At 48.1% G+C, this 13,147-nt stretch carries 9 protein-coding genes; 3 read left to right on the top strand and 6 right to left on the bottom strand.

The window, feature by feature from the left end; all coding sequences use genetic code 11:
• Window positions 1-12: 12 nt before the first annotated feature.
• Window positions 13-363 (bottom strand): PilZ domain-containing protein, encoded by a 351-nt coding sequence (locus AAC022_RS17230; protein ID WP_339733044.1) that lies wholly within the window; start codon window positions 361-363, stop codon window positions 13-15.
• Between the two features lie 561 nt (window positions 364-924).
• Here AAC022_RS17230 and AAC022_RS17225 point away from each other — a divergent pair.
• The gene (locus AAC022_RS17225; protein ID WP_339733041.1) at window positions 925-3,153 is read left to right on the top strand and encodes an MMPL family transporter; all 2,229 of its coding nucleotides are present in this window, start codon (window positions 925-927) and stop codon (window positions 3,151-3,153) included.
• 258 nt (window positions 3,154-3,411) lie between these two features.
• Window positions 3,412-4,545, top strand: coding sequence for an SDR family oxidoreductase (locus tag AAC022_RS17220; protein ID WP_339733038.1), 1,134 nt, complete (start codon window positions 3,412-3,414; stop codon window positions 4,543-4,545).
• Window positions 4,546-4,550: 5 nt separating this feature from the next.
• Here AAC022_RS17220 and nusB read toward each other — a convergent pair whose 3' ends face one another.
• The 5 genes from nusB to polA form a co-directional block, all read right to left on the bottom strand.
• Window positions 4,551-5,099 (bottom strand): transcription antitermination factor NusB, encoded by a 549-nt coding sequence (gene nusB / locus AAC022_RS17215; RefSeq protein WP_339733037.1) that lies wholly within the window; start codon window positions 5,097-5,099, stop codon window positions 4,551-4,553.
• Window positions 5,100-5,176: 77 nt separating this feature from the next.
• On the bottom strand, window positions 5,177-5,659 hold the full coding sequence (gene ribE, locus AAC022_RS17210) for a 6,7-dimethyl-8-ribityllumazine synthase (protein WP_339733035.1): 483 nt from the start codon (window positions 5,657-5,659) through the stop codon (window positions 5,177-5,179).
• Window positions 5,660-5,814: 155 nt separating this feature from the next.
• The gene (gene rho, locus AAC022_RS17205) at window positions 5,815-7,248 is read right to left on the bottom strand and encodes a transcription termination factor Rho (protein WP_339733033.1); all 1,434 of its coding nucleotides are present in this window, start codon (window positions 7,246-7,248) and stop codon (window positions 5,815-5,817) included.
• Between the two features lie 215 nt (window positions 7,249-7,463).
• Window positions 7,464-8,108, bottom strand: coding sequence for a dephospho-CoA kinase (gene coaE, locus AAC022_RS17200; RefSeq protein WP_339733030.1), 645 nt, complete (start codon window positions 8,106-8,108; stop codon window positions 7,464-7,466).
• A gap of 299 nt (window positions 8,109-8,407) precedes the next feature.
• The gene (gene polA / locus AAC022_RS17195) at window positions 8,408-11,113 is read right to left on the bottom strand and encodes a DNA polymerase I (RefSeq protein WP_339733027.1); all 2,706 of its coding nucleotides are present in this window, start codon (window positions 11,111-11,113) and stop codon (window positions 8,408-8,410) included.
• Window positions 11,114-11,598: 485 nt separating this feature from the next.
• Here polA and AAC022_RS17190 point away from each other — a divergent pair, with 485 nt between their 5' ends.
• Window positions 11,599-13,095, top strand: coding sequence for a hypothetical protein (locus AAC022_RS17190; RefSeq protein WP_339733026.1), 1,497 nt, complete (start codon window positions 11,599-11,601; stop codon window positions 13,093-13,095).
• Window positions 13,096-13,147: the final 52 nt, after the last annotated feature.

The raw sequence follows: 13,147 nt of genomic DNA, 5'->3' as shown, positions 1-13,147 counted from the left end.
TGATCTGTCAGATTAGTCTTGTGGCTTGGTCAAAAATTCTCCGCCGCTGATAAACATGCCGTTGTCGCAAGGCGTACACCACATGATTTTGACACGATACTCAAATTCGCGTGTTTCGCTTGCCAGTTTGACGGTCACTTCACCCGGGTTTAACATGCCTTTGTGCAGCATGCCCAGTCCCTGACGACTGATTTCTCGAGTCATCGCGGGGATGGTATTTCCACGTGCTGTTTTTATCTCGGCGGGAACAGAAAGTTCCAGTCGGTCAACTTCTCTGATGTTGACGGCATCGCTGTTTCCAAAACTTTCCAAGACGTGTTTGAGATCCTCAATCGAGGGACGGCTCCACGGGGTCTCTGACATTGAATTTACTCCTGAGTTTGAAGTCATTTCTGAAAGTCTACCAAGTCTCTAATCCATAGCTGATATTGAAATATAGGCTATAAAAATAATGCGGGTTTGACTTTCGTTTCAAATTGAATTCGGTGCGGCGTTTCCGATGATTCTGGACGCCGCGAGAGCAACTTCGAGTAGGGAGAACCCTTGATACTGTTAAACACTAACAATTATAACGTCCGCCAAAACAGTAGAAGCAGATCGATTTCTGCATGTTATAACGATTATCCGCACCCCGTTGGCGCGTGTTGTATCAGTCATTCCAAAGACTCCACCAAATTCTGCTATAACGTTTGTTGTTTATAAAATCCTCATGACGTCAATCTCGAAATTGGTTCGATACCAAATTGGGGTGCTTCCGATAAAAAACGGGAAATACCTCCAATACTAAATAGTTCAAGAACAATTCAACGGACGGTCCTCCTTCAGAGCGGCAGTCTGAAGATGCCCATTTTCTCAATGAATTTCTTTGTTGAGAGAACTTGAACTGGCTCAAACAAGAGAAAGCAGATTGATCTACCAATACTTATGATGATCTCTTCTTTTTATAAAAAATATAGCAGGCAACTCATCTGGGGCGTTTTTTGTACGCTGCCAATTCTGACATTTCTAGCGGAATTGCTGCCATCCAATAACGACATCGAAACCTGGTTACCCAAAGATTCCGATGTGCGAATTGTGTACGATCGATTCAAGGCAGAATTCGGTGCGGAAGAAGTTGTCTTAATCGCAGTACAGCAAGGTCTAGACCAGCCGTTACTGATCGAATCAACGGCCAGCAGGATTGAAACACTGCCAACAGTCAGGCAATGCTGGACACCCGGTCGGCTCACAAAGATTCTCAATGAATTCAATGTTGAAAAAGAAGAAATCAATCACAGGTTGAATGGCCTGTTAATCAATTCGGAAAAGAACGTAGCCGGTATCGTTGTTTTGCTGTCAGATGTCGGAATTAAAGACCGCGCTGGCACGGTAGCAGGCATCCGTGCGCAGTTGGAATACAATCAGTTAACGGGCAATGAAGTTCAACTGGCAGGAGCCCCGGTTGTGATTGCCGAACTGGACCGACTTGGCAGTCAGAAAAGTAATAAGAAGTTCTTTATCATCACGCTGCTGATCAGTCTGGGATTATTATATTACTCTTTCCGGGAATGGAAAAAAACGCTGGCGACACTCGGCTTGACCGTCTGGGCAATCAACCTGACGACCGCCTTGATCTATCTGGGGGGCGGGGAAATGAATTTCATCCTCGGTGCCCTGTCGGTGATGGTCATGGTCTTCACCCTGGCGATTTCGATCCACGTTCATCATTACGTTGCCAGCTGTATTGACGAAGAAGATCCCATTACGGCCGCTCTGAAAATTGCCTGGAAGCCCTGCTTTCTGGCAACCTTGACCACGACGATTGGTCTGTTTTCATTGACGGTCAGTCAAATTGGTCCGGTGGTTCAGTTTGGGTATGCCGCCTCGATTGGAACATTCGTGTCGTTAATTACCGGTCTCGGACTAACGCCGGCTGTGTTAACGCTCTGGCCCATTGACCCCAAAATGGTACATGCGGGAGAAAGTCGCTGGGATTTCAAACGCTGTGCCAACTGGCTGATCGATCATTCCGGTCGTGTTTCTATCGCGACGATTGTCCTCGTGATGATTACCGGGGTCGGTCTGTTTAACCTCAGAACTAAAATCGATCCGCTCGATTTTCTGCCGGCTAAAGGCAGAGTGCTTCAGGACGTGCGTGCGGTACAGAATGACCTGACTGAATTGGATTCTGTTGAAGTGATTGTCGATTTTGGCGATGAAGAAATTCCCTTCATTCAGAAAATCGACCGGGTTCGTAAGCTGGAAGAAAAGATCAAACAGCATCCCGCGGTCCGGCATACCATGTCTCTGGGCAGTTTTTTCCCGAAACAGTTTCCAGATAGCCCGTTCGAGACAGCTCGCCTGTTATCACATGCACAAGCGACCCATGGTGAGAATGATTTTGTTTCCGATGGTGAACGACTCTGGCGAATTTCCGCCCGAATCAGCAGTGGTGCCGATCTGCCTCAAGATATGATCTATGACCAACTGACGGAGATGATAGATGATCCAGATGTGATTCTGACTGGTGTCGCCCCCTTATTGAGACGGGCACAAAACCAGATCTTTATCGGATTCTGGGAAAGCTTCTCGATGGCGTTTCTGATCATCACCGTGATTATGATTGTTTCGCTGCGTTCCATCAATGCCGGTTTGGTGGCGATGGTACCTAACCTGACCCCGATTTGTATCGTGTTCGGGATTTTGGGCTGGTATCAGATTCCCATTGATATCGGAATTATGATGACGGCCAGTATCGCATTGGGGATTGCCGTCGATGGAACATTCCACTTCCTGGTACGCTATCAGAGCCAATATCGACTGACGAAGAATTCGGCAGAGTCTTCTCGTGATTCACTGCTGATGACTGGAGAGCCGATTTTCACAGCGGCTGTGATTACCGGCGCTGGGATGCTCGCTTTGACGTTGAGCAATTTTGTGCCCACCGCACGGTTCGGATATATGATGACATCTCTATTGGTGGCAGCTTTAGTGGGCGACTTGATCTTACTTCCTTGTCTGCTGGCATTACGACCGCAGAAATCAGATGAGAGTGAAAGTACTGATCACAATGACAGAGACGAGCTGCTTGAGAGCCAGCATCCTCGTGTCCCGCATTTCCTCAAGCAGGATCGTCATGGAACGAAAGATCAATCAGAGAAAGCAGTTGCATAGAGCGAATTCCTGAAAACAAGGCATTTGCTCCTGCAAACTCTCGGCTTTTCGGTACCCCTTGATTGATATATGAAGCCAGTTCATTATCATTGATGCTCCCCAGCTCAATCGGCGTCCCCTTTTGCTTCTTTCCAGGCTGAATCTGCCTCGACACGATGTGCAATAGACGAATTATCTGAGCGAACTGGTAGAACAACAAATTATAGGTATGAAACGACCTTAACTTTTTTATTTATTGAAAACACAGCGGAATTCAACATGGGATATCTTCTGATAACGGGTGCCACAGGATTACTGGGACGCTATTTAATTCGGGACTTAGCTTCTGCGGGAGTCCCGTTGGCCGTTCTGGTCCGTCCTACAAGACGGATGACGGTTGACCAGCGCATCGACATGATCATGGGCTTCTGGGATGATCAGTTAGGTCGCGAATTGCCACGGCCCATTGTTCTGGAAGGTAACATCAATGAGGAAAATCTGGGGTTGAGTCCGGAGCATCTTGAATGGGCTACAGAGAATGTAGACCGCATTCTTCACTCTGCAGCCAGCCTTTCTTTTTATAGCACCAGTCAGGAAAGCGAACCCTGGCGTTCGAATGTTGGCGGTGTGAAAAAAGTTCTCGATTTCTGTAAAACAGCGGAAATCAAAAAATTAGACCATGTCTCAACGGCGTACATTTGTGGTTTGCGCTCGGACCGAATTATGGAGTCCGATGTGGATGTCGGGCAGGAATCGGGTAACGATTATGAACGCAGTAAACTCGAAGCTGAGATGCTGGTACGGAGTGCCGAGCATATTGAATCGCTGACAGTTTTTCGGCCTGCGATTATTATTGGCGACTCGAAAACCGGATTTACAAATACATTTCATGGGTTTTATGCCGCCTTGCAGCTGGGGCATACTTTAACGCAAATGCAAACCCCCGATGAAACGGGACGGCTCTATGCTAACTCCCGCTTTACTCTTGATGGAACGGAATCAAAAAATCTGATTCCCGTGGATTGGGTTTCTGCTGTGATGTCCTACATCATTACGCATCCCAAACATCATGAGAAAACGTATCATCTGACCCCCTTGCATCCTGTTCAGTCCAGGTTGGTACATGATGTCTTGGAAGAAACCTGTAATTTCTACGGTTCCATCTTTGTCGGCGGCGGTGTTGAGCTGACAGATCCAACCGAAGCAGAGCGGCTGTTTTATGATCACATCCGCGTTTACAATTCCTATTGGCGCGATGATCCAGTGTTCGACAGCACGAATACCCAGACGGCAGCACCACATTTACCCTGCCCGCATATCGACCGCGAATTATTAATGCGACTTTCGCAGGCTGCTATCGATATGAATTTCAGCTGGAATGACCGCACGCCACATCGATTTGGCGTTAAGTAGCCGCGTTAAGTAGCCCAGGGGTTCTTCGACTTGCGATAGGGAGACGGCGAGCGGGGTGCCATTTCGTCTTTGGCGGGTGCTTCTTCTTCTGCTTCCGGCTCCTGCATTTCAGGTGGGGCCGGCGCGGGTTGCTCCTCTGGAGGTACTTCGGGCGCTGTCGGTTGATGCAGCAGCTTATCGAGAATGCCATTCACAAACTGAGAAGAGTTGGCACTGCCGAATTCACGGGCCAGTTCCACTGCTTCGTCGATGACGACTGCCGACGGAGTATCGGTGTGGTATAATTCATAAGCACCCAGTCTGAGGATGTTACGATCCGTCACCGCCATCCGTTTCAGAGACCAGTTTTCAGCGACGCGAATAATTTGCTCATCGATCTGTGGTTTATACTCCATCACGCCGGTAAATAATTGCCACGCAAATTCGCGGGTTGTTTTATTACGCCCATGTTCGTCAATCATACGACGAACATCCCCTGCGACAATATCGGGGTTAAGATCAATTTGATAGAGCATTTGCACGACTAAAGTTCGCGCCTGTTTTCGGAGAGACATGAGGGCATCACTAACACGGTTGGAGAATATATAGAAATCAGAGTTTCAATCACTCTGGTTGTGGCTTAACAGCGCACTTATGAAGGATTTTTATCAATCGATTGTAACAGATTGATCATCTCAATCGCAGCCAGCACTGCTTCACTCCCTTTATTGCCAACTTTTCCGCCGGCGCGATCTAGCGCCTGTTCCATTGTTTCACAGGTCAGAACGCCAAACAAGACGGGAACGCCACTTTCCTGACTGCTTCGCATGATGCCGGCTGCTACCTGATGATTAATGTAATCGTGGTGCATCGTACTTCCCTGAATGACGGCACCCAGGCAACAGACAGCCTGATAACGACCACTTTTTGCCAGACGATCCGCAATCAGAGGTAATTCGAATGAACCGGGGACCCAGACGACAGAAACATTTTCTTCCGAACCACCATGACGACGGACTGTTTCAAGCGCCCCGTCCAGCAGCCGGCGGGTAATCAGTTCGTTCCAGCGGGAAACAACGATGGCAAATTTTGCATCGCGGGCCAGTAAATCGCCTTCAATCAGTTTGTGGTTCATCGAAGTAGTAACTTAATCTAAATGGGAAACAAAAAAACAGACCAGTGGGTTGTTCACTTATCATTTGGCTGAGTGAATCACGGGGATTGCATCTCTGAATCAATTTGGTTTGATTCAAGAACGTTTTGAACCTGCGGGGCAGATCTTAGCGATGATTACCCCAAGTTCATACTTAGTAAAAATTCTTCATTGGTTTTGGTTCGACTCATTCGGTTTACCAGAAGCTCCATCGCATCCACGGGGTTCATGTCGTTGAGCACGCGTCTGAGGATCCAGACTCTGCGGAGTTCTTCTTCGTCCATCAACAATTCTTCACGTCGTGTTCCAGATTTATTCACGTCAATCGCAGGCCAGATTCGTTTTTCGACCATTCGGCGATCCAGGTGCAGTTCCGTATTACCGGTTCCTTTGAATTCTTCAAAGATCACTTCATCCATACGACTGCCTGTATCAACCAATGCGGTGGCGACAATCGTCAGGCTGCCCCCTTCTTCCACATTTCGGGCGGCACCGAAGAATCGTTTGGGGTGTTGCAGTGCGTTGGCATCGACACCACCAGACAGAATTTTACCGGAATGCGGAACTTCCGTATTCCAGGCACGCGCCAGTCGAGTAATCGAATCCAAAAAGATCACGACATCTTCGCCGTATTCGACCATTCGCTTGGCTTTTTCAATCACCATTTCGGAAACCTGAATATGGCGGCTCGGTGGCTCGTCAAACGTACTGCTGACGACTTCGCAACGATCTCCGCCGACCTGGCGTTCCATATCGGTGACTTCTTCAGGTCGTTCGTCAATCAACAGGATAAACACATAAGCTTCGGGATGACTGCCCAGTACGCATTTTGCCATTTCCTGCAGCATCACGGTTTTACCGGCACGTGGTGGAGAAACGATCAAACCACGTTGTCCCATTCCGACGGGAGCCACGAGATCGACAATCCGGGTACTCAAATTGCCGGCGGTGGATGAAAGTCGAAGACGTTCTTTGGGGTGGAGCGGCGTCAGATCGTCAAAGAAGACCTTGGTGGTCAGGATCTCGGGATCACAGCCGTTGACGGCTTCGACGCGGAGTAACGCAAAGTACCGTTCGTTTTCTTTGGGAGGTCGAATCTGGCCGGCCACAATCGCACCAGTCCGTAAGCCAAAGCGACGGATCTGGCTGGGAGAGACATAAATATCATCCGGGCAGGGCAGATAGTGGTAATCGGGGCTGCGTAAAAATCCAAATCCGTCCGGAAGAATCTCCAGCGTGCCTTCCCCAAACATCAGACCGTTGACTTTGGTGCGTTCTTTCAGAATCTTGAAAATCAGATCCTGTTTTTTCAGCCCCGTGTATTCGGTCAGATTTTCTTCTTTGGCCAACTGCATGAGATCTTTCATTGTCAGCCGTTGCAGGTCGGCGATATGAATGTCACTCTGCTTGATTTTCTCATAGCGTTCATCGGCGGCTCTGGTAATCGCCGATTCGCGTTGATGACGCGTTTCGACTTTTTCCCGCTTTGACTTGGGGTCTAACTCTTCGATATTTTTTGAAGCCACAGGTCCGTCATTTTCAGAAGTCTGAAGTTTAATGGATTTGGCCATGGTGATAACTTTCCGAATTACAAAAATAGTGAGATGAAATAGCGTGGAGTTCTTGAAACAAATGAGATGGGTTGAACGCGAAGATCAAATAACCTTTGGAAAGGTTGTCAATAAAGTGAAAAGCATCAGTGGATGTTTATGATACGGTCTGGGAGGTGCCTGCTACGAATTTATCTGCGAGACTCAAACATGTTGGTGAAACATCAGGAGTCCGGTTATTTGTCTAATTGATTTCGTTTTAGTAAGTCATCGATAAATCTGGATAATGCGAGTCCGGCAGCATCCAGGTCCTGGTCATTGTGAATCACACCGTTCGCCATTTTTCGTTTTTCAGAGAGAGGCAACTGATGTTTTTCCCGTTTAGTCAATTCTGCTGACGACCAGCCTCGGTTCTGAGTGACCCTGTTGAACCGTTGTTCGAAAGGACATTCAATAAATACGATCTGATCGCACAAATCTTTCCAGCCCGCTTCCAAAATCACAGCTGCGTCAACCAGGATTGCATCGACCTGCCCTTGGGACCGGGCCAACAAAATTTCCTGTTCAAGTCTCCGATGGATCTCGGGGTGGACTATTGCTTCCAGTTTCTCTAATGCTTCGTGATGTTGTTTCTCGTCTCCAAAAACAAGTTTGGCAAGGTTGGAACGGACGATCTTCCCTTGTTCATTGAACACCGCAGTTCCAAACTGCTCTCGAATTTTCTGCTGAATTACAGGAAAATCAAGTATCTCATGACCGATTTGATCGGCATCAATGACTGTTACAGATCGCAACGTTTTGACTTTATTAGCTACCGCACTTTTGCCAGACCCGATCCCTCCGATCAGTGCAATTGTGGGAATGAATGTATGACAAGACACAAGATGGTTAAAACAACTTGCAATGGTGGAAAATGGTTTTCTTACACATTCCTTCGCAACAGAAACTTACCACACAGGAGGTTTATGATTGCTGAATCCCTTAGCAACTGGTAGATGAGACACATGGGCGTGCATTAATATGGTTACCGATAGCATGCTGGATGTCAACAAAAAAAAGGAAACTTCGCTGTTTTCCCCTTAAAATTATGCTTTTCAGCTTAGGGACTCTCACTCAAATATCAGAAGAGTTTGATCTATGAGCGCGCCGGATACGGATTTTTGACCTAATCGTCACAGGTTCAGGCTTTGGGGACCTCCAGCGGAGTCTGTTCGAGCCAGTTTGAACCGGATGAGATATCGACAATCAGCGGGACATCCAATTCCATCGCCGATTCCATTTCGACTCGTACCAGTTGACTTAGTGACTCCAGTTCCGCGACCGGTACGTCAAACACCAGTTCATCATGAATCTGCATCAGTAGTCTGCCTGGATGTTGTTCCTGTTTCAGCCGGGCACTCAAATTGATCATCGCCTGTTTAATCAGGTCGGCCGCCGATCCCTGAATCACGGTATTGATGGCGGTTCGTTCGGGCATATTTAACTGCTTCTGAATGCCTGTACGCACTCCTTGGATATCTCGCCTTCGGCCACAGATTGTTCGCACAAAATGATTCTTCGCACAGTCTTCCAGGATCTGATCCAGGAATTCCCGAACACCGCTGTAACGATTAAAATAATCATCAATAAAACCAGCTGCTTCGGATTGCGGGATACCGATCGCTTCGGAGAGACCAAAAGGGCTTTGTCCATAGATCACACCAAAGTTGACTGCTTTGGCGGTGCGTCGCATGTCACGATCGACTTCGTCATGAGAAACACAAAAGATGTCCGATGCGACGGCCGTATGAATGTCGGCCCCTTCACGGAATGCCTGGCTCAACGCTTCGTCCTGACTCAGGTGCGCCAGAACCCGTAATTCGATTTGTGAATAATCAGCACACAATAATCGCCAGTCTTCGTTCTCCGGAATAAAGGCTTTGCGGATTTGCCGCCCTTCTTCTGTTCGGATGGGGATGTTCTGCAGATTTGGATCGCTGGAACTTAATCGGCCTGTTGCCGCGACCACCTGATTAAAGCTGGCATGAATCCGCCCCGTTTCCGGATTCACGAGATCAGGCAAGGCATCCAGATAAGTGCTTTTCAGTTTCGAGATGTGTCGATGCTCGGTGATCTTAGCCGGTAGTTCATGCAACGGCGCTAATTTTTCGAGAACACTCTGGTCGGTGCTGGGGCCGGTTTTTGTTTTCTTGAAGACAGGCAAATTTAATTCTTCAAATAAAACGGTGCGGAGCTGCAGCGGCGAAGCGATATTGAATTCATGGCCGGCAATTTCGTAGATCTCGCCAATCAGTTCGGTCAGGCGTTCCTGAAGCTGCTCGCTTTGCTGCTTTAATTCGGCTTTATCCACCTTGATGCCTGTGAATTCCATCTCTGCCAGAATCGGAATCAGTGGGCGTTCCAGGTCCCAGTACAGCTCCCACAGGTCATTCTGTTTGAGTTCTTCTTTGAGAATGCGAGAGAGCTGCCAGGCGATATCGGCGTCTTCCACCGCATATTCGGCCACTTTCTCAACATCAACTTCAAACATTCTTTTCTGCTGTTTTCCTGAGCCGATCAAATCCGAGATCGGAATCATCGTATGCTGCAGATAGCGTTCGGAGAGTTTATCCAGGCTGTGTCCACGTTCGCCGGCACTCAGCAGATAGCTGGCGACCATCGGGTCAATGCTGACTCCCTGCAGAAACACGCCGACGCGCATCAGTACGACCATGTCGTATTTGATATTCTGATTGGTAATCTGAATGTCTGGGTCTTCCAGAAGCGGCTTGATGTGTTCGAGAACATACTCTGGATCAAGGGCTTTTTGACCGGCGGGGCCTTCGACGGGAATGTAATAGCCCTGGTTTTTCTGCCAACTGATGGCCCAGCCCACGATTTCTGCCTCGGCTGGTTTCAAGCCGGTGGTTTCCAGATCGACGCAGAATTCTTCCTGCTGCTTCAACAGCGTCATGAATTTTTCGAACGCCGGTTTGGTGTCGACCGTTTCCTGGATTCGTTTTTCGGTAATCTTTGGCTCGCTCTTTTTGGTAAAGTTTTCCTGCATATCGTCGGCAAAACGACGGAAACCAAATTCCAGAAACAGTTCGCGCAACCGTTCGCGATCGGGGTGCGTTAAACGCGAGTCCTCCCAGTCGACTTCCAATTCCAGATCGATTTTCAGTGTCACCAGTTCACGCGACATACGTGCCTGATCGGCAAATTCTTTCAGGTTTTGCTGCAGTTTGGGGCCTTTCGCCTGATCAGCATTGGCCAGCACTTCTTCCAGCGTGCCGAATTGCTCAATTAAAGTCTGTGCTTTTTTCGGACCGACCAGGGGAACGCCCGGAATGTTATCGACGCTGTCGCCTACCAGTGATTGAAAATCGATCACCTGCTCGGGGCGAATGCCCCAATCCTCTACGACGGCATCTGCGTCCATGAAGCTGTTTTTGCGAATGTTATAGAGCCGCACGGCGTCATTGATCAGCTGCCGGGCATCTTTATCATTAGTCACAATAATGGTTTCAAGTCCCTTTTCCTTCGCCTTGTGCGCGATGGTGGCGAAAATGTCATCCGCTTCCCAGCCCGGGCAATCAATGACTGGCACCTGAAATCCCTTGATCACTTCCATGATATTCGGAATCTGGGGTTTGAGATCTTCGGGCATCTCGCTGCGGTTTGCCTTATATTCCGGGTAGATCTCTTTTCTGGTTCCCGGCCCACTCGAATCCATGGCAAAGATCAGATAGTCGGGAGAATGGGTTTTAATGATATTAAGGATATCGCGGGTGATACCAAAAATGGCATTGGTAGGCTGCCCGGTGGGGCTGGTCATGGGCGGTACAGCATGAAAAACCTGAAATACCAGAGAAAACGTATCAATGATGTAAAGTGTTTCTTTCATAAAGATTTAGCTTTACCTGAAATTCTGAAAAGAGATTGCCGAAATTGGAAACATGGGGAGGCTAACACCACAGTATGACTGCAGGGTCAGGCTCATTATTGAAGAGACAAGCCGGGATCGCCATCGACAGGCTTGTCGAACTCAAAACTCGTTGAAATCTTTTATCAGTCCTGGCTGCTATGGTCGTATAACTGATAGTTTGTGTACTTTTTTGAAGAGGTCAACCCTGCCAGCAAGCGTAAAACCAATTGTCAGCACACGACATAGAATGAGAAAGCTTCTTGACACTGCTTTTTCAGCATTTAAAATGGATAGAAGGCAGGATGCTGGTTCTTCAGAATTTTCAGATTCATTTCATCTGTCTTTCCTGTAGTGAGTCAAGGCTGATCCAGAGCGACGCGAAATTGGTTTTACACATCAGACGATTACCGTCACGGTGCAAGCCGCACCTGATTGTCACTTAGAAATCCTTAAGGTTTAAAAACATGGCTGCCAGTAAACCAACTGCTGTTCACATCTCATTAATCTTTTTTGTGATGACCACACTGATTGCGGGCGTTGCCGCGTATCTGGGTTATAAAGATCTGGGAGAATCGAACGTCAAATTGGATCAGGCCCAGAAGGATTCACAGCGGGATGGTGCCGCGGTCCGCAAGCTGGACGAAGAACTGCAGGCGCTGAAAAAACTGATCGGCAATGAGCAGGACGATATCGGCCTGGATAACAAAACTCCCAATACCGTGATTGGGGCCACCGAGTTGGATATCAAAACTCATGCCGCCGTTCTGGCTGAGCCAACCATTAAGAACACACTCATCAAAATGTCGGGTCAGTTGAATCAGACCAAAAGCCAACTCGCACAGGAACAAACGGCCAAAAATGAACTGGAAGCAAGGTTCCTGGCCTTAAAAGGAGAGTTGGACAAAGTCGTCGATCAGCATAAAATGGCCCGAGACAGTTCTGAAAGCGATTTAGCGGATACTCAGAAAATCAAAGAAGAAGAGGTTTCTGCCAAGGATCAGCAAATCGCAGCCCTCCAGAAAGAAAATGAAGAGATCCTGATTGAACTGGATCAATTGCGTGAAACAGACGCCAAAAAGATTAAAGATCTCGAAAACAAAAGTGTTCGATATGCCAGCCTGATTGATACACTTCGCAGCCGTCTGGATCAGGTGCAGAAAGTCAGTTTCGAAAAGCCCGATGGCGTGATCCGCACGGTTGATAACAGTACGGGCGTCGTCTGGATCAACCTGGGAGAAGCCGATCGCCTTCCCAAACGAATGACATTCAGTGTTTACCGCAAATCCCATCAGGGGATTGGTCGTGGTGAAGAAGATATCATCGGTGCCATTGAAGTGACCAAAATCTTGGGACCGCATCTTGCGGAAGCCCGTATTGTTGGCGATGACATTTACCAGCCCATCAGTCCCGGCGACCCGATTTATACGCCACTCTGGGGAATTGGTCGGCCAGAAACATTTGCCATTGCCGGTATCATCGATCTGGATGGGGACGGAAAATCGGACATGGATCTGCTGCGTGGGATCATTGAAAATGCCAATGCCAAGATCGACAATCAAGTCACAGAAAACGGGGAACGGCTCGGAGACGGATTATCCGTCCATACCAAATTCCTCGTGATTGGTGAGACTCCAGATGTGGACTCAGCCAAGACCGATGAGCAACGTGACAAGATGCTGGAGCTGATCGGCAAGATGAAAGAGATCAAGGAAGAAGCACGTCTGAAAGCAGTACGCGTGGTTGGGATTAACGACTTCTTGAGCTACATCGGTTATAAGCCACAACGTCGTCTGTTTGTGCCTGGGTCCGGTGTGCCTTCGAAAATCAAGTTAGGGGCCAAGAAAACAGGCGTGAATGCGTCATCCTCAGGGGCTGTTTCACAGGTCTTCACTCGCAACAAACGACTCAAGCAACAGACTTCTTCAGGCCAGACAAGTAAGGCTTTTGGAAGCAATAAATAATAGCGACGATAAAAACAAAAACCGCGGTCGTGAATCACGACCGCGGTTTTTT

The sequence above is a fragment of the uncultured Gimesia sp. genome (genome assembly GCF_963976445.1).
Classification (GTDB): domain Bacteria; phylum Planctomycetota; class Planctomycetia; order Planctomycetales; family Planctomycetaceae; genus Gimesia.
The sequence above is the reverse complement of the archived record's forward strand: the minus strand, read 5'-3'. Positions and strand labels throughout refer to the sequence as shown.

Coding starts and splice junctions, on each gene's coding strand:
- AAC022_RS17230 (WP_339733044.1), bottom strand. CDS start 363: ATGTCAGAGACCCCGTGGAGCCGTCCCTCGATTGAGGATCTCAAACAC.
- AAC022_RS17225 (WP_339733041.1), top strand. CDS start 925: ATGATGATCTCTTCTTTTTATAAAAAATATAGCAGGCAACTCATCTGG.
- AAC022_RS17220 (WP_339733038.1), top strand. CDS start 3,412: ATGGGATATCTTCTGATAACGGGTGCCACAGGATTACTGGGACGCTAT.
- nusB (WP_339733037.1), bottom strand. CDS start 5,099: ATGTCTCTCCGAAAACAGGCGCGAACTTTAGTCGTGCAAATGCTCTAT.
- ribE (WP_339733035.1), bottom strand. CDS start 5,659: ATGAACCACAAACTGATTGAAGGCGATTTACTGGCCCGCGATGCAAAA.
- rho (WP_339733033.1), bottom strand. CDS start 7,248: ATGGCCAAATCCATTAAACTTCAGACTTCTGAAAATGACGGACCTGTG.
- polA (WP_339733027.1), bottom strand. CDS start 11,113: ATGAAAGAAACACTTTACATCATTGATACGTTTTCTCTGGTATTTCAG.
- AAC022_RS17190 (WP_339733026.1), top strand. CDS start 11,599: ATGGCTGCCAGTAAACCAACTGCTGTTCACATCTCATTAATCTTTTTT.